This window comes from Legionella jamestowniensis (assembly GCF_001467745.1).
Taxonomy (GTDB): Bacteria; Pseudomonadota; Gammaproteobacteria; order Legionellales; family Legionellaceae; genus Tatlockia; species Tatlockia jamestowniensis.
Window position 1 is genome coordinate 116,297 of the sequence record NZ_LNYG01000001.1, and the last position, 15,040, is coordinate 131,336.

Genomic DNA, 15,040 nt, shown 5'->3' on the forward strand with positions numbered 1-15,040 from the left:
GCAATTACTTTAAAGAGCAGCTATTATGCTTTCCTGAGCTTTGCATTCATCTGGAACAGAAGAGGATATATGAATTTTGAGGTTGACAATAGAATTCGTGTTGGTTCATTCCGGCTCGGTAACTGGCCATTGTCGTCTATTTATTTAAAGGATAATGCCGATTTCCCCTGGGTAATTTTGATCCCCCAGGAACCCAATATCCAGGAAATATATCAATTATCTACAAACAATCGGGCTCAATTAATGAATGAAATTACCGCTTTGTCAAAAGTAATGGACGATTTCTTTAAACCCGATAAATTAAACATGGGTGCTTTAGGAAATATAGTACCGCAGCTTCATATCCATATTGTAGCGCGTTATCGCGATGATAAATGCTGGCCCCATAGTATTTGGCAACCTGATGTCCCTTTATCAACCTACCGTCCTGAACATGCCGAGAAATTAATTCAAACATTGAAAGAGCAGCTAGCGAATATTTTCATACTCCGGTAAGGGTTTTTGGTTTGGAAATATTTCTTCAAGTGAAACGGAAAAGCCATCTTCCCTAACGATACGGGCGTGTTTTCGTTTGAGTTGTCGTGGTTCTTCGACACCACAAGAATGGCAAAGAATTGCAACTTCATGCGCCATATTGTTTGCATAATGGTATACACGCTCTGCTTTATCCTCCACTACAAGCCCACGCTGTAAGCGTGCATTATGGGTAGTGACTCCTGTTGGACAGGTGTTTTTGTGACATTGCATTGCTTGAATACAACCCAAAGCCAACATAAAGCCACGCGCTGAGTTTACAAAATCTGCTCCAGCACAAAGAGCCCAGGTAACTCCAGAAGGAGTAATCAGTTTACCGCTGGCTATGACTTTAATTCGCTCACGCAAATTATAAAGGACAAGGATATCAACCAACCTTGGGAGGGATTCTTGAATAGGAATGCCCATGTAATCCATCAAACCTTGTGGTGATGCGCCCGTGCCGCCATCTGCACTATCAAGCGTAATAAAATCGGGGGCGAATTTAATGCCTTTTTTATGAATAGCCTTACATAAATCATGCACCCATTCGTAACTGCCTAGTACAAATTTGCAACCAACAGGTTTGCCTGTGATTTCTCGAATATGTTCGATATTATCCAATAATTCATCCACATTACTAATATCAATATGGCGATTAGGGCTAATGGAATCCACATGAGGTAGAATTCCCCTGATTTCGGCAACTTCTTCCGTTACCTTGACCGCAGGAAGAATTCCTCCTTTCCCAGGTTTGGCACCTTGGCTTAGTTTAATTTCAAACATCTTAATACAATCTATTGCAGCCAGTTCACGCAAGCGTTTATCGGAGAGATTTCCTTCTTTATCCCTAAATCCATATTTCGCCGTCCCTATCTGGGCAACAACATCACAGCCTGACTCCAGATGATAAGGAGAAACACCGCCTTCCCCTGTGTTTAACCAACAGCCGGCTTTTTTAGCCCCCCGTGCCAGAGCTTGGATGGCTGGCTTGGAGATAGCACCATAACTCATCGCTGAAATATTAAAAATATGACTGGAGGTATAGGGGTATTTACAGTAAGGGCCAATGGTTACTGGACGAATGGTTGCTTTGTCTGTGGCGAGGGGAGGAAACGGCGCACTCACAAAATAAACAGTTCCAATATCATGTAAGGGTCTGGTGGAACCGAAACCAATGGTTGTATCCACATTTTTTGCCGCACGGTAAACCCAGGAGCGTTCAGCCCTGTTAAATGGCATTTCCTCCCTGTCGTTAGCAAAAATGTATTGACGGAAGAATTCACCTAAAAACTCAAGGAAGTAACGAAAATGACCCAAAACCGGATAATTGCGCAAAATGGCATGACGCTTCTGGCGTCTGTCCCAGAAATAGACAGTAACCAGCACAGCAATAAGGCCGATAACAAGCAGAAGCAAAATTAATTCATTTAATTCCAGTGCGCGCAGGAAAAAAATATCTTTTTTAGAGAGTTGAAGACTTTCCACGTTAATACTTCCTTCTACTAAATCTAGAATAAACCTCTACAATTTAAAATTTATTCCTTCTAACTCTAAGTGGTATTGCAGAGATAGTCTATAGAAAAATTTTTTTGGAGAGTATTGTCTTAATTTTTAGTACATATTTGTAAAATAGCAAAAATTTAGGCTCGTCTTTAACCCAGTGAATGCATTTTATTTAGTGTATACTTATAATAAATCAAATCGCAATTCAGGGGGTGTGCCATGAAAATAACTTCTTCATTGGCGAACCACCTATTGATTGCGATGCCGTCGTTAACGGATCCCAATTTTGATCATGCAGTTATTTACATTTGCGAACATCATGTTCAAGGTACGGTAGGTTTAATAATTAATCGCCCGATGCAATACCCTCTTAGCTTGGTTTTTGAACAAATGCAGATTGAACCTTCTAAAGTTGAAAGTAATCAAAAACCCTTACTTTTTGGCGGACCCATACAGCCTGAGCGAGGTTTTGTCATTCACCGTCCTATTGGTGGATGGCGCTCAAGTTTGTCTTTAAGGGACGACGTGACCGTTACTACCTCTAATGATATTATCCGTGCTATCGCTGAGGATAAAGGCCCTAAAGATGCGTTAGTGACTTTGGGCTATTCTGGCTGGGGTGAGAATCAATTAGAAGAGGAAGTTCTCAACAACACATGGCTAGTGTGCCCTTTTACGCCTGAACTAATGTATGAAGTGCCTTTTTCTGAACGGTGGGAATACGCAGGCTCCCTTATTGGCGTTAAAATGAACCAATTAACTTCCATCGTAGGTCATGCATAATCATTTTTTATAGAGGTGTTTTAATGCCTGAAGGTGTTTATTTAGGGTTTGACTTTGGCTATAAACGGATTGGTGTTGCCGTTGGACAACGAATTACTTTAACTGCCAGACCACTGACTACACTCGATGCAAAACAAGGTATTCCTAATTGGGATGAGATACAAAAAATTATTTCCGAATGGCGGCCAGACGCTTTAATTGTAGGTCTGCCTACTTGTATTGATGATAGTGAGCAATATACAACTGCAGCTGCTCGTGTTTTTGCAAACGAATTGGAGAAGCGATTCGTACTACCTGTTCATTTAGTCGATGAACGCCTTTCTACTGTGGAAGCACGTTCACAGTTGTTTGCAGAAGGGGGATACCGTAAAATTAAGCAATCCAAAGTCGATAGCTTTGCTGCCTGTATTATTCTTCAGCAGTGGCTACAATTCCCGAATAAGACATGAAAAATTTTCTAGAAATCAGCCAATTAACCCGTCAGGAAATCAATATACTATTAGAGCGAGCGCTTTTTTTTAAAAACAGTCAACGCTATCCTAATTACTCCCATCATACTGTAGCTACTCTATTTTATGAAAACAGCACGCGTACTCGAGTAAGTTTTGAATTGGCGGCCAAGAGACTGGCAATGACAGTGATTGATTTAAACTTACAAACATCTTCCGAGGCGAAAGGTGAAACGATTGAAGATACTATTAGTACACTGTCTGCTATGGGAATTAATTTATTTGTAATCCGTCATAGACAAAATGGCTTGCCGCAAATCTTAGCCGATCGATTTAAAGACAAAGTGAAAATTATCAATGCTGGTGACGGTCAGCATGCTCACCCAAGCCAGGCTCTATTGGATTTTATGACTATTTGTGAACAAAAACCCAATTTCAGCGCGCTTAAAATTGCAGTCGTTGGCGATATACGTCATTCGCGCGTAGCAAATTCATTGCAATGTCTTTGTTCAAGCCTAGGTGTTAAAGAGCTGGCTTTGGTGGCTCCTGAAATTTGGCAACCGCAGCGTGTTCATTTTGGTTATGTAACGAATTCCCTACCTAAAGGTTTGGACGGTGCTGATGTGGTTATCTGTTTGCGAGTTCAACATGAACGACTTCAGGAAGATGAGCATCTGGATTTGCAGTCCTATCGTCAAAATTTTGCACTTACTGACAAGACACTTCGATATGCAAAAGCTGATGCGATGGTCATGCATCCTGGCCCTATAAATCGAGGGGTTGAAATTGATAGTGATGTTGCAGATGGCACTCAATCATTTATTCTGCAACAAGTGACTAATGGGGTCTTTATGCGTATGGCTATTTTGGAAGCGCTGACCAAAATTTAATGAGGGCTTACTGACATCCCATTTAAAACTCCTAAGTGTCTCTGTCTCTTAATCACATCTCTGCCTACACCCCGCAGCGTGTCCGCGGGGTGTAGGCAGAGATGTATAGAAGATTCAGAAAGTGTCTGCTGTGTGTGTCGGACTATGGGCAATTACCAAAATAGACCTAGTCTTTCCCCTGTTTATTTAGGTAACTGCAAATTTTGTCTAAATGATAAAGCTTGTTGCAAAGCACTTAAATTCACCGTCTCGAAATTATTGATATCAGCTATAGTTCTGGCTACTTTTAAAAGACGATGATAGGCACGTGCCGATAGTTTGAGACGGTTCATTACCTCACTTAAAAAATGTTGTTCTGCTTTGCCCAGTTTACAAAATTCTTCACACTCCCTAGCGCTAAGTTGGGCATTAACACAATTTTGTCGGCTTAGTTGACGTGCTCTCACTTGTTCAACAGTTTGTCTGATTCGTGCACTTTCTCTTGAAACTGTCGGGTTTGGTTTAATTAATTCCTCTTGTGTCAATGCTTGTAACGTGATTTGCATATCAATCCTGTCAAGTAAAGGAGCTGATAATTTTCCTAAATAACGGGTAATGCGATCAGGGCTACAAAGGCAATTCGCTTGAGGATTTCCCCATTGGCCACAAGGGCAGGGATTCATCGCGGCAACAAGTTGAAATTGTGCTGGGAATTCGATTTGAGAAGCTGCGCGTGAAATCCAAATATTACCAGATTCCAAGGGTTCTCGTAAGGTTTCCAGTACTTGTTTATGGAATTCGGGCAATTCATCAAGAAACAACACACCATTATGTGCTAATGAAATTTCTCCTGGCTTTGGTGGGTTGCCACCACCTACCAGTGCAACTTGAGATGCGGTATGGTGTGGCGAGCGAAAAGGGGGGGAGCGCCAATTATTAAAATTGGGTAGTCGTCCGCGGATGGAGTTAATAGCAGCACATTCAAGAGCCTGAGTTTCGCTAAGTTCAGGAAGAAGGGTAGCGAAACGTTTGGCTAACATTGTCTTACCACTTCCGGGTGGTCCGCTTAATAAAATACTGTGTCCTCCACAAGCCGCAATTTCCATGGCTCGTTTAGCGTGGTACTGGCCTTTTACATCAGACCAATCCAGCTTATCATCGACAAAACTAACTTCAGGACGCCTAGGTAAAGATTTAAGCGGTATATTTTGGCATAGATAGCTGGATACTTCGCGCAAGTTGTAGGCGCTAAACACACCATCATAACCGGCTAGTGAGGCTTCCTCAGCATTAGCGGCAGCAATAATTAATTTTTGATTATCCCGACGCACCGCCAGGACAGCAGGAATGATAGCTGATATTCCGCGTAAATGGCCACTTAAAGCAAGCTCGCTGATAAATTCATGTGAAGCCAGCTTGTCAGCAGGTAATTGGCCTGAGGCAGCAAGAATACCCAGGGCAATGGGTAAATCAAAGCCACTTCCTGATTTAGGTAAATCGGCAGGTGCAAGATTGACAGTAATTTTGCGACAGGGAAACTCAAATTGACTGTTAATAATGGCACTACGTACTCGGTCTTTGCTTTCCTTAACAGCAGTTTCGGCAAGCCCTACAATAGTAAAACTGGGTAAGCCATTGGATAAATGGACTTCGACAGAAACAGATTGCGCATGTATACCCAAGGTACTACGCGTTTTGCTAATAGCGAGATTCATGATTATCTTCCTGATTTTAAAAGCTGGACTTTGCTAATCGCTATGTATTCTATCGTGTTCTTGCCAAGAATGGCGAGAAGAAATTGCTATTTATCTACTTTGTTTTTTGATTGAAGTGTTTCAAGTTGCCGTTGTAAATCATCAAGTTTTTCACGTGTTCTTGCTAATACCTTGGTTTGAACGTCAAACTCTTCTCTAGTCACTAAGTCTAAACGTGCAAAGGCAGTTTGTAATACTTCTTTGAATTTTTGTTGAATATCTTTTTCAAAATTTTGTAAACTGGTTGGTAAACTGGCAAATAGGCTTTTTGCTAAATCGTCAAGGTTTTTTGAATCAAACATGCATATCTCCTGCGTGTTTTTTTCTGTCTCTTGATCACATCTCTGCCTACACCCACAGCTTGTCCCTGGGGTTCAGTGTGTTAGCCAGCCTTTCTGGATCCAGCGGACAAGTCGCGGGACGTCGGAAAGTAGGGCTGGACAGCGTTTTCAGAGATGTGTAGAAGATCCAGGTTTTTTGGTGGGCTACAGTCTAGCAAAACTTGCGGCTGTTAGTCATGTATTATTGATGCGTTGTTATGAGGGATTCTATGAAAATGCTCACAGCGATTGTGAAACCGTTTAAACTTGATGACGTGCACGAGGCTTTAATGGAAATTGGCGTCCCTGGGGTTACGATTTCCGAGATCCGTGGCTTTGGCCGACAGAAAGGACATACAGAGCTTTATAGGGGGGCTGAGTATGTCGTTGATTTTTTACCGAAGATTAAAATTGAACTTGCTCTACCTGATGACATGGTTGAAGCAGCCATTGATGCTATCTGTAAAGCAGCTTATACGGGAAAAATTGGTGATGGAAAAATTTTTGTTTATGAGTTACAGCAGGTTGTGCGCATTCGCACCGGCGAAGTAGGCAACGATGCGCTTTAGAGCAATATTTTAAAGCGCGGTCCCTTGCAAGTGAAGAATTGTTCATTTTCAAGGCTTTAAAAACTTAATAATAAAATCCCACTCTTCCTTGCTTACCGGTAAAACAGACAAGCGATTGCCTTTGCGCAAAAGAAGCATTTTTTCAAGCTCCGGATATTGTCTTAGGGTATCTAAAGAAATGAGATGTTTGAATTTTTCTTTAAAGCGTATATCCACCATGTACCAACGTGGCTTATCGGGTGTGCTTTTAGGATCAGGATGCTCACTTTCAGGATCAAATGCTGTATGGTCGGGATAGGCATTACTCATTACCTCGGCAGTCCCGATAATCCCTGGCGGATTACAATTAGAATGATAGAAAAATACTTGATCCCCTATCTTCATCTCATTATGAATAAAGTTACGGGCCTGATAGTTACGTACCCCATCCCAATGTGTTGTCTGATTAGGCGCATTACGTAAATCATCAATGCTAAAACAATCAGGCTCTGATTTCATTAACCAATAACGGGTCATGGTTTACTCCAATAAATTGCACGTGGTGTAACTATTGCTGTCAAAGGAACATCCCAGGGCTGAGCTTCAATATGAAGTTGATGTTGAAACTCATAAGCCACACCAATAAGCAGAGGAGGGTTTTCATTGGCCAAGGTACGATCATAGTAACCGGCCCCCATCCCTAAACGTGTTCCTTTTTCATCAAAAGCCACTAAAGGCATAAAAATAATATCCAGTTCTTGTACTGGAATAGCGGTTTTCCTATCGACGTCCGGTTCTGGGATGCCATATTTGTTGTTAACAAAAGTGGTTGCTGGGGTTGCTGGTAAAAATGAAAGGGTTTTATCATTATTGAGTACAGGATAATAACAGAACTTCCCTTGTAATGGAGCGGAGTCCCATAGAGTCTTCAGACTAATTTCGCCGCCTACGGGTTTATAAAGCGCAATACGTTTAGCGTAACGATAATATTTCATCGAGCGAATCCGGGAGCAAACCTGGTTGGAGGCGGTTTGCTGGTAAGAGGTAGGCAGCGTTTCGCGAATTTGTCGACAACTGTTTCTTAGGGCAAGTTTAAAGCGGTCGGCCATATTAACTATCTCTTTTAAAATTTACCACGCAGAATGCCTATACTATTCCAAGTCTTAAACTTAATGAAGAAAAAATTTTTTATAAAACTCTATGCATGATTAAAAAAATAAGGTATATAGCTGTCGAATTTACTGGTGCTTGGTAGCTATATCCACTACTAAGCGGATAGCGAGTAAGCTTTGAGAGAATGACATGAGTGACATGTTTGATGATGATTTAGATGATGAAGTTGATCCCTTCATAAATCCTGAAGAGGAACTAATTAATACCGATACACTTGTAGACTCAACACTCGATGCGCGTCGACGTCTTGAAAATATGCTGGAAGAAAAACGTTTGCGTGATGAACTTGATGATTTTGTTGATTATTAGTTAATGTCTACGCTCATCTTTCTGAATAAAAATGGGAAGAATGCTCCTTTCCCAATGGATGACCGTGTGTTCTTGGGAGAGGGGCTTTTTGAAACACTTCGTATTGTTCACGGCAAACCTTGTTATGCTAACCTTCATTGGCAGCGCCTTCAACAGGCTGCAGCATTGTTGGGTATTCCTTTTGACGTCTCTTATGAGCTTTGGTTGGCAACGTTATTGCGCTGCATTCAAGCAGTATCAATGCAGCACGGTGGCATTAAAGTAATTCTTAGTGGGGGAAGTGCTCCCAGAGGATTAACGGAAAAAGCCACGGAATCCCGTCTAATTTTCGATCCTTTTCATTATACAAAAAAAATTGAGGCTCTTAAATTAATTAGTGCCCCATGGGTTCGCGCCAGTAATAACCCATTTTATCAAATCAAATCAATTAACTATCTTGAGGCTATTATTGCACGCCGGCAAGCCGAAGAGGCTGGGGGAGAAGATGTTTTGTTTTTTAATGAGAAGCAGCAGGCTACTGAAACTTCTGTAGCCAATTTTTTTATTATTAAAAATGACAAAGTATTTACTCCGGAGTTGAAGAGTGGCATTTTAGCCGGAATAATCCGCCAGCGGTTATTGGCAATATGTAAAGCAAATGCCATTGCTTGTTTTGAAGAGGCGCTTGATAAAAAAACGCTTATGAAAGCTGACGCAATGTTTACCTGCAATGTTTTACAGGGGATACGTGCTGTTTCAATGTTAGATCATGTTCCTTTTACAACTAATCATCCTTTGATGGTGTTACTAGGAGATCTTTTGGTAAGAGACTACAGTTTTTAATGCGCTGTTGCTGATAATATCTAATAATTTTTACACCGCAAAATAATAACCCCAAAATAATTAAAATAAAAATACTGGAATTTTTATAAAAAGGTATGTGTTGGGTTAAAACTTCCATTCCAGCATAACCACAATAAGTATAAACAATTTCAGCTGGCATTAGAAAAATAAAGGTCGTCATCACATAATGGCTGAATTTAATCTGAGTAAGTCCTAAGCCATAATTCACCAGATTGAAAGGAATGACAGGTACTAAACGCAGTAGGGCAACGAATTGCCAACCATTTTTTTCAACACCGGCAATTAGTTTGCTAACGCGGGTATTTTTTTTCCTGGCAAACCAATTGTTTGCCCAATGCCGGCTAATATAAAAAGCACATGCAGCGCCTAATGTAGCGCCTAAAAGATTTAATAATGTACCAAACAAAGGACCAAATAATGCCCCACCAGCAAGCGTCAGCACCATGGTTGGTAACAATAATAGAGTGGCAAAACAATACAGCAGCAAAAACAAAACAGGGGCAAGCCAGCCCAGGTTTTTGATGCTTTGCAGGATTATCGGTGCATTCTGCTGGAAAAAATAAGCACTAGCAATAAATCCTAGCAATGCCAATACTGTGCAGAATACTCTCATTCGTAATTGTGTCTATACCGCATGGCCACCACTTTATTACAGACTGCCCATTTGAGCAAGTTTCGTAAGTAAGCGAGAATCCATTGGTGAGCAAAGATAGTGTAGGATACGTTTATAATTCATGGTTTTGTGATTTTACCTCAGAGGGTATATCAGAAGACTGCTTTGAATCTTCAGCTGTACGGAAGAACGCGATTTCGTTGTTTGATGGACGAGAGGTGGCTAAATCTATAAGTTTTTCATACCATAAAACATACTGTTCTTTGGATACATAAGGCTTTAGATCGTCTTTTAAAAGTTCTATTGCTGCTGTTACAGCTTCTTTTTTTGTAAGGGTTTTAGTCGTATCAGTCAATAGAGACGAAAAATTACTCACTGCCAGACGTGCATAAAGTTGGGCAGCTGCAAAATCAATGTGCTCTCCTTTACACGCTAAATTTACCTTGGAGCACAAGGTGCTGATACGATTAAATGGGTTTTTATCCTTGTTAAGGACAGAGGCAATTTCTGGATTTTCTGTTAATAACAAGTCCAACTCGGATGACTCAAAAAGGGCGCCTTTGGCATTGAAACGTAATAATTCGTTGTGGTGTTTTTTAATTTGCTGCTGCCAGTGTTGGAAAAGTTCACCGGTAATACAATGTGCTTTGAAGTAAGGTAAAAATTTATTATAGATGACATCTAATTGCTTTGTATTTAACTGGCAATGATTAATCAAATAATAAAAGACAGGTAAAACTTGAGTGTTAACTTTGTTTTCATTATCAATATCTGGGGCTTTTTGACTTTCTTTAATCCCATTTTCAATCGTCCCTATGAGGGCTTCAGGGGAATGGCCAGAAAAAGAAGCTTTCTCCCAGGTAGATAAATACTGAGAGGAAAAAATTTGTAATCTTTTTAAAAGGGGTTCTAATTGTGGTATGAGATGCGGATACGCCGAGTGAACCCGGTACAAAATCCAATCCTTTTCCTGTGGCGATAACTGATGTTCACAACATAGTTTTCTTGCAGTGTTAAGACTATTCCCTGTGAAAAAACTTCCAGAGACAAGAATAGCAACCGCATGCTTTTCAGCAGCCCGATAGGTTGGATGGATACCAGAAGAATAGTTATATGGGGCTAACAGCGCGTTATTATCCTCAATCGAATCGATCTCAAATTTAGCGGGTAACGTTCCTAAAATTTTTTCAGCGAAAAATTTTAAGGTCAGGTAATTGAAATGCCCAGGCAACCATTCCCTTCGTTTTTCTTCAATCACATTATAATGAGTGCGGATAAATACTTCGACGATTAATCGGGTAACCTGCATAAGCAACGGGTGTGGTTTAGGTTTAATGTGTTGATATAAGTCTTCCATTACTTTTGACTGTGTTTGGTAAGAATCATAGTTAAATCGCTCAGGGGAAATATGTTGTTCGAGCGCTGTTAAAATTTGCTCTTTAACCTCCAGGTAAACGCCTTCTCTTGCTGCAGTAAAAGAGGGTTCAGAGAGCATTTTTTCTATGGGATCAATTTTGGTGTTGCCATTTAAAACACTTAAAATAAGAACTAATTCCTGCGCAGCAAAAATAAAAGGGTGAGACTCAATGTTCGAGGGAATTTCTTTTTCGGGTGAAATATACAATCTCACGAATGTTTCAGCCATCAGGTAACATTCGATGAAATCATGCTCAGTAAGGACGTCGAATGAGTTTTCTTTACGATAAAGCGCATAATAGTAAGTGAGGCATTCCTGGGGAGCCTGTTCAAATAATTGCGTTAAAGCGTGGTGATAATCGTGGGGTGACAGCCTTAATTTCAAGGCTTCCAATCGTTCAATTACACGTCCTTTTTCTGTGGGGCTTGCTGCATTTGTTAGTTGTCTAGAGCGGTTGTGAAAATCTTGAAAGGCTTTTTGAGGTTCAGAGAAAAGGGCCGTTTCAAATTGCAAGTCATCTAACTGAAGTGCTTCAGTTGAACTAGCATCTGCGGTGATTAACTCAGTATTAATTTCTGGGGGGGTTAATAATGCATCGCGTAATCTTGAGCCCGGTTGTGGATTAATTGTAAACCGTCCAAACGATATAAAAGACAGGAAGTTCCATAACCAATTAAAGTTGGCAGTCCAACTCCAACCTTGCTGGTGTTCCTCACTTAATAATTCCCTTCTTTTGTCGGAAAAACGCGACAATCGAAGGTATGTACTTTTTTCAGCATCAAGGATATTAAGTAATTCAGTTTTTAATGACTCTCTATTTGTTTTAATCGTCGCAAGTTTTTGTCGCCACGCAAATAGCAGAGCTTCTTCTGAGTTATATTTACGCATGGTATGCATTTTTTTAGATTAAATTTTATGCATTAATAATAACTCAAATAAACCACTGTAAATGTTAAGTTATTGTAAGGTTTTGCATCAAAAGATGATATGCCTTATTTGTCTTGCAGGTATTTTACATATTTTACTTGTGCTTCCGGGCAAATTCAGGCAACTTAATAAGAAAGGTTATATTTTTTGTCATTCTGTTAATCTTAAGCCATTTTGCTAAAAAAATTTAAATGACTTAATAAAGCCTTAATCTTCACTTGATATGATGTAGTTATGAATTATCACGGAGGTTGTGATGGCAAATAGCACAAAATACATGTTGGTTCGAATGGAAAAGACCTCGTCCGATAAATCCGCTACAGAAGCTGCCCCGGTTATTTCAACAAGTAACGCCAAGGCGTCTGCAAAAGAATCTTCAATGCAAAAACTGGTACAAGAATGTTTAATTAAAAAAGACCAGCTTAGTAACACACCATATTCCTAATAAGCTAAACCGCTACCCCCTGCTAAACCTATCAGTTTTCCCAAGATAAAGTTATCATTGCAATTATTACAATATGAAGGGAATCATAAATGAATCATATCAAGCAAAGGGAAGGTATGAGCTGGGGGCGATTCGCGGCAATGATCGCTACTTCAACCTTTATTATGTTCTTCCTTATGTATCAACTCATCTACTCGTTTGACCATGCAGTGTTTAGTGTTAATCGCCTGATTGCCTCATTAGTGATGGGGTGTGTTATGACTATAGTAATGCTGGGCTTCATGTGGTCGATGTATAAAGGAGTGGGGACAAAAATTGGAATCCTTATTCTGGCCGTGATAGGTGGCGTTATCCTACTGTTTGTGAATAGAAGTCAGATTTTGATTGAAGACATCAACTTTATGAAGTCAATGATTCCCCATCATTCAATTGCTATCAATAATGCTCGTAAGGCCAGCATTAGCGATCCACGCGTCCGTAAACTTGCAGATCAAATCATTGAGGCTCAAGTGCGGGAAATAGCGGTGATGGAGCTACTCATTGAAGATATCGAACTCCGTGGGAAACGAGGTACAAACGAACTCCCTGCACGCAGCACTGAAGTGACCCCTGAAATGGAAGTTAAGATTAAGGAAGCAGTTCGCTAAAGATAAGAGTATTGATAAATTAATATGTTACCACTAGTGCTCTATAGACTATCTTTATTGCTTGAATTCTCACTGCCGAACGATATACTGTTAATATAGAAGTCAAGTGGTAAGAGGATTATATGGCTGGTGGTTTTGCTGAAACAGCCCATTGGCGTGACTCAGCAAGAAGTACTCGTTTTTTTATGGTCGATGCAAGAGCAGCATTTCCTATTTTTCTTTTTTTAATGCATATTCGAATCTGGACGGGTATTTTGGTTCTTATTTCTGCCCTTATTTTTGGCATTATTGAGCATTATGGTTTCACAGTGCCGGTTTTTTTACGGTGGCTGAGACAGTTTCTGGCAGGATCCATTAAAAGTTCACAACCTTGGTGGCGCCACTAATGGAAACGGATATAAAAAAAAGTATGGCCTTGATTGCTAGTAGTATGAACGCCAAATTTTATTTGAATGATCGCTTTGTGAGTTTTGAAGAAGTTTTTTCTGAAACAGGTTTACTACCAGCGATTGCCCGCAGAGCAGACCAATTATGTTCGCTTTGTCTTGGCTATGGGTTAGGCGTTACCTTTGATGAGGCTGAGAATGCCTTATTGGGGATAAGGGTTGTTTTTGATGAAGTAACGCCGAATGCATTACGCCTGCTTTGTATGACGGATGTTTTAAATGAGTTAATTCAAGGAGGTCCGAGCAGGGATTATACCCCTTTAGATGAATTAATGTATGACTGATGGTTTATAAAAAAATTTTAATTGTAAAAAAAGCGAAAGTTTAGAATGAGTTAAGTTTTTCTTAAGGATACAAATGCTACTCTAAACTTAAGTAAGCAGTAGGAGTAAATGAAATGCCAGCACCTGATGATAACAAAAACAAAGTCTTTAAGGCATTACACAGCTATAGTTTGATGGGTAAATTTTCCGTTAAAAATGAAAACGAGAAAATTAAAGCCGATGTGCAGAAACTTATTTCTGATCTGCATAAAAAAGCCGAAGGACCCTTGAATACTGTGACTTCTATTAAAAAAGATGAAAATAATAATTCTGCAAAAGCATTTCTGCAAAGACTCCAGAGTCGAATACTCCAGGTGGTTGATTCTACTGCGGCCGCTAAGTTAAAAGAAGAGGATTTAAACACTCAATCTAAAGAAAAAGACGAAACTCCCTCAATGCCTTCAACCCCAGGTATGGGCTAATAACCTAATACAAATAACATATACTAATAGTATGCAGCGTTTTTACTGAATGCTGTTATACTGTTCATATTGTTTAAATTACTCGTGCAGATTGGCACTATATATTTTTTCATGAAAGACGAATTAACACCAGAACAAGCTCAAGCTATCTTAGAGGCATTGGATGAAACCATTCAAAAGGGTCCTTGGGATGAGTCTAATTTTTTACGGGTTATTGGTAAGAATTTACGTGAAATCCGGCAAAATTTTGCGAATCAAATTGGCAGTACAACAGAGGCCCCCAAAAGTAATGCTTCTACCCAAAAAGAAGCCATGTTGTTACAGTCCGGTCAGCAGGAAATTTTTATAAGTCTTTATACAACAGAAGGCAATAACGTGCAGGCATGGGAACGTATTCTTGCCAATTTGCCACGGCAAATAATATCCAGGCCAGTTTATACGAATGAGCAGGATGTTAAAAACCTTATAAAATCCAAGCAAAATAAGATTAATGAAGCTTATGTCGTTGCCCATGTTAATCAAAGTGATATCCTGCAAATGTCTGCAGATAAAGCACCAGCCGATCGTTTTGGACGACCTTTGCTAACCTTGAAAGACCGTTCCTTAAATCTCGATAATATTGTTCGCTTTGTTCATCTATCTGGGGTTTATCGTTATATAAAAGGGCGCTTGGTAAAAAATTTCTCCCCAGAATAAACTAGAGTGGTCGCGCCATCGCCAAAGAGAGTATATA

The 15,040-nt window shown here is 40.0% G+C and carries 20 protein-coding genes; 13 read left to right on the top strand and 7 right to left on the bottom strand.

The genetic code is table 11. The features are described 5' to 3' along the window. Positions 1 to 69: 69 nt before the first annotated feature. Complete coding sequence (locus Ljam_RS00495) at positions 70 to 495, top strand: HIT family protein (RefSeq protein ID WP_058448183.1); 426 nt, start codon at positions 70 to 72, stop codon at positions 493 to 495. Here the strand turns inward: Ljam_RS00495 and Ljam_RS00500 are convergent. Continuing rightward, entirely contained in the window at positions 469 to 2,001 is a 1,533-nt protein-coding gene (locus Ljam_RS00500; RefSeq protein WP_082651541.1) for an FMN-binding glutamate synthase family protein, read from the bottom strand. The two genes, Ljam_RS00495 and Ljam_RS00500, sit on opposite strands and share 27 nt — an antisense overlap. A 237-nt stretch (positions 2,002 to 2,238) precedes the next feature. On the opposite strand from Ljam_RS00500, the gene Ljam_RS00505 reads away from it, so the two are divergent. The 3 genes from Ljam_RS00505 to Ljam_RS00515 are packed head-to-tail and all read left to right on the top strand — an operon-like array spanning position 2,239 to position 4,141. Then, complete coding sequence (locus Ljam_RS00505) at positions 2,239 to 2,802, top strand: YqgE/AlgH family protein (RefSeq protein WP_058448184.1); 564 nt, start codon at positions 2,239 to 2,241, stop codon at positions 2,800 to 2,802. A 23-nt stretch (positions 2,803 to 2,825) separates the two neighbouring features. Further along, positions 2,826 to 3,251, top strand: a complete 426-nt coding sequence (gene ruvX / locus Ljam_RS00510; RefSeq protein WP_058448185.1) for a Holliday junction resolvase RuvX — start codon at positions 2,826 to 2,828, stop codon at positions 3,249 to 3,251. Beyond that, the gene (locus Ljam_RS00515) at positions 3,248 to 4,141 is read left to right on the top strand and encodes an aspartate carbamoyltransferase catalytic subunit (protein WP_058448186.1); all 894 of its coding nucleotides are present in this window, start codon (positions 3,248 to 3,250) and stop codon (positions 4,139 to 4,141) included. The genes ruvX and Ljam_RS00515 overlap by 4 nt, the downstream gene beginning before the upstream one ends. Before the next feature lie 182 nt (positions 4,142 to 4,323). Here Ljam_RS00515 and Ljam_RS00520 read toward each other — a convergent pair whose 3' ends face one another. Both Ljam_RS00520 and ubiK read right to left on the bottom strand, forming a co-directional pair. Then, positions 4,324 to 5,835, bottom strand: a complete 1,512-nt coding sequence (locus Ljam_RS00520) for a YifB family Mg chelatase-like AAA ATPase (protein ID WP_058448187.1) — start codon at positions 5,833 to 5,835, stop codon at positions 4,324 to 4,326. A gap of 86 nt (positions 5,836 to 5,921) precedes the next feature. Next, positions 5,922 to 6,176 (bottom strand): ubiquinone biosynthesis accessory factor UbiK, encoded by a 255-nt coding sequence (ubiK, locus tag Ljam_RS00525; protein ID WP_058448188.1) that lies wholly within the window; start codon positions 6,174 to 6,176, stop codon positions 5,922 to 5,924. Between the two features lie 248 nt (positions 6,177 to 6,424). Between ubiK and Ljam_RS00530 the strand changes: the two genes are divergently transcribed. Further along, positions 6,425 to 6,763 (top strand): P-II family nitrogen regulator, encoded by a 339-nt coding sequence (locus Ljam_RS00530; protein ID WP_058448189.1) that lies wholly within the window; start codon positions 6,425 to 6,427, stop codon positions 6,761 to 6,763. A 48-nt stretch (positions 6,764 to 6,811) separates the two neighbouring features. Here Ljam_RS00530 and Ljam_RS00535 read toward each other — a convergent pair whose 3' ends face one another. Together Ljam_RS00535 and Ljam_RS00540 are read right to left on the bottom strand one after the other, a co-directional pair. Then, a complete protein-coding gene (locus tag Ljam_RS00535; RefSeq protein ID WP_058448190.1) occupies positions 6,812 to 7,279 on the bottom strand; it encodes an EVE domain-containing protein in 468 nt (155 codons plus the stop codon). After that, positions 7,276 to 7,851 (bottom strand): 5-formyltetrahydrofolate cyclo-ligase, encoded by a 576-nt coding sequence (locus Ljam_RS00540; protein ID WP_058448191.1) that lies wholly within the window; start codon positions 7,849 to 7,851, stop codon positions 7,276 to 7,278. The genes Ljam_RS00535 and Ljam_RS00540 overlap by 4 nt, the downstream gene beginning before the upstream one ends. 193 nt (positions 7,852 to 8,044) lie before the next feature. Here Ljam_RS00540 and Ljam_RS00545 point away from each other — a divergent pair, with 193 nt between their 5' ends. Together Ljam_RS00545 and Ljam_RS00550 are read left to right on the top strand one after the other, a co-directional pair. Further along, positions 8,045 to 8,224: a PA3496 family putative envelope integrity protein gene (locus Ljam_RS00545; protein WP_058448192.1), complete on the top strand. Its 180-nt coding sequence runs from the start codon at positions 8,045 to 8,047 to the stop codon at positions 8,222 to 8,224. Between the two features lie 3 nt (positions 8,225 to 8,227). Next, entirely contained in the window at positions 8,228 to 9,046 is an 819-nt protein-coding gene (locus Ljam_RS00550; RefSeq protein WP_058448193.1) for an aminotransferase class IV, read from the top strand. Here Ljam_RS00550 and Ljam_RS00555 read toward each other — a convergent pair. Both Ljam_RS00555 and Ljam_RS00560 read right to left on the bottom strand, forming a co-directional pair. Next, positions 8,988 to 9,680 carry a TVP38/TMEM64 family protein gene (locus Ljam_RS00555; RefSeq protein WP_065235495.1) on the bottom strand — a complete coding sequence of 231 codons (693 nt, stop codon included), beginning with the start codon at positions 9,678 to 9,680 and terminating at the stop codon, positions 8,988 to 8,990. The two genes, Ljam_RS00550 and Ljam_RS00555, sit on opposite strands and share 59 nt — an antisense overlap. Before the next feature lie 112 nt (positions 9,681 to 9,792). Then, positions 9,793 to 11,985, bottom strand: coding sequence for a hypothetical protein (locus Ljam_RS00560; protein WP_131762275.1), 2,193 nt, complete (start codon positions 11,983 to 11,985; stop codon positions 9,793 to 9,795). Between the two features lie 295 nt (positions 11,986 to 12,280). Between Ljam_RS00560 and Ljam_RS15015 the strand changes: the two genes are divergently transcribed. The 6 genes from Ljam_RS15015 (at position 12,281) to icmQ (ending at position 15,003) form a co-directional block, all read left to right on the top strand. Further along, the gene (locus Ljam_RS15015; RefSeq protein ID WP_074881699.1) at positions 12,281 to 12,469 is read left to right on the top strand and encodes a hypothetical protein; all 189 of its coding nucleotides are present in this window, start codon (positions 12,281 to 12,283) and stop codon (positions 12,467 to 12,469) included. 89 nt (positions 12,470 to 12,558) lie between these two features. Continuing rightward, positions 12,559 to 13,116 carry a DUF305 domain-containing protein gene (locus Ljam_RS00570; protein WP_058448196.1) on the top strand — a complete coding sequence of 186 codons (558 nt, stop codon included), beginning with the start codon at positions 12,559 to 12,561 and terminating at the stop codon, positions 13,114 to 13,116. A gap of 122 nt (positions 13,117 to 13,238) precedes the next feature. After that, positions 13,239 to 13,502, top strand: a complete 264-nt coding sequence (gene icmT / locus Ljam_RS00575) for an IcmT/TraK family protein (RefSeq protein ID WP_058448197.1) — start codon at positions 13,239 to 13,241, stop codon at positions 13,500 to 13,502. Then, positions 13,502 to 13,846 carry a type IV secretion IcmS family protein gene (locus Ljam_RS00580; RefSeq protein WP_058448198.1) on the top strand — a complete coding sequence of 115 codons (345 nt, stop codon included), beginning with the start codon at positions 13,502 to 13,504 and terminating at the stop codon, positions 13,844 to 13,846. Before icmT ends, Ljam_RS00580 begins: the two co-directional genes overlap by 1 nt. 113 nt (positions 13,847 to 13,959) lie before the next feature. Continuing rightward, on the top strand, positions 13,960 to 14,307 hold the full coding sequence (locus Ljam_RS00585; protein ID WP_058448199.1) for a hypothetical protein: 348 nt from the start codon (positions 13,960 to 13,962) through the stop codon (positions 14,305 to 14,307). A 111-nt stretch (positions 14,308 to 14,418) separates the two neighbouring features. After that, positions 14,419 to 15,003, top strand: coding sequence for a Dot/Icm secretion system protein IcmQ (gene icmQ, locus Ljam_RS00590; RefSeq protein ID WP_058448200.1), 585 nt, complete (start codon positions 14,419 to 14,421; stop codon positions 15,001 to 15,003). Positions 15,004 to 15,040: the final 37 nt, after the last annotated feature.

Excerpts from the sequence above, each read along its gene's own strand:
- Ljam_RS00495 (WP_058448183.1), top strand. The coding sequence starts at position 70 with ATGAATTTTGAGGTTGACAATAGAATTCGTGTTGGTTCATTCCGGCTC.
- Ljam_RS00505 (WP_058448184.1), top strand. The coding sequence starts at position 2,239 with ATGAAAATAACTTCTTCATTGGCGAACCACCTATTGATTGCGATGCCG.
- ruvX (WP_058448185.1), top strand. The coding sequence starts at position 2,826 with ATGCCTGAAGGTGTTTATTTAGGGTTTGACTTTGGCTATAAACGGATT.
- Ljam_RS00515 (WP_058448186.1), top strand. The coding sequence starts at position 3,248 with ATGAAAAATTTTCTAGAAATCAGCCAATTAACCCGTCAGGAAATCAAT.
- Ljam_RS00520 (WP_058448187.1), bottom strand. The coding sequence starts at position 5,835 with ATGAATCTCGCTATTAGCAAAACGCGTAGTACCTTGGGTATACATGCG.
- ubiK (WP_058448188.1), bottom strand. The coding sequence starts at position 6,176 with ATGTTTGATTCAAAAAACCTTGACGATTTAGCAAAAAGCCTATTTGCC.
- Ljam_RS00530 (WP_058448189.1), top strand. The coding sequence starts at position 6,425 with ATGAAAATGCTCACAGCGATTGTGAAACCGTTTAAACTTGATGACGTG.
- Ljam_RS00535 (WP_058448190.1), bottom strand. The coding sequence starts at position 7,279 with ATGACCCGTTATTGGTTAATGAAATCAGAGCCTGATTGTTTTAGCATT.
- Ljam_RS00540 (WP_058448191.1), bottom strand. The coding sequence starts at position 7,851 with ATGGCCGACCGCTTTAAACTTGCCCTAAGAAACAGTTGTCGACAAATT.
- Ljam_RS00545 (WP_058448192.1), top strand. The coding sequence starts at position 8,045 with ATGAGTGACATGTTTGATGATGATTTAGATGATGAAGTTGATCCCTTC.
- Ljam_RS00550 (WP_058448193.1), top strand. The coding sequence starts at position 8,228 with ATGTCTACGCTCATCTTTCTGAATAAAAATGGGAAGAATGCTCCTTTC.
- Ljam_RS00555 (WP_065235495.1), bottom strand. The coding sequence starts at position 9,680 with ATGAGAGTATTCTGCACAGTATTGGCATTGCTAGGATTTATTGCTAGT.
- Ljam_RS00560 (WP_131762275.1), bottom strand. The coding sequence starts at position 11,985 with ATGCGTAAATATAACTCAGAAGAAGCTCTGCTATTTGCGTGGCGACAA.
- Ljam_RS15015 (WP_074881699.1), top strand. The coding sequence starts at position 12,281 with ATGGCAAATAGCACAAAATACATGTTGGTTCGAATGGAAAAGACCTCG.
- Ljam_RS00570 (WP_058448196.1), top strand. The coding sequence starts at position 12,559 with ATGAATCATATCAAGCAAAGGGAAGGTATGAGCTGGGGGCGATTCGCG.
- icmT (WP_058448197.1), top strand. The coding sequence starts at position 13,239 with ATGGCTGGTGGTTTTGCTGAAACAGCCCATTGGCGTGACTCAGCAAGA.
- Ljam_RS00580 (WP_058448198.1), top strand. The coding sequence starts at position 13,502 with ATGGAAACGGATATAAAAAAAAGTATGGCCTTGATTGCTAGTAGTATG.
- Ljam_RS00585 (WP_058448199.1), top strand. The coding sequence starts at position 13,960 with ATGCCAGCACCTGATGATAACAAAAACAAAGTCTTTAAGGCATTACAC.
- icmQ (WP_058448200.1), top strand. The coding sequence starts at position 14,419 with ATGAAAGACGAATTAACACCAGAACAAGCTCAAGCTATCTTAGAGGCA.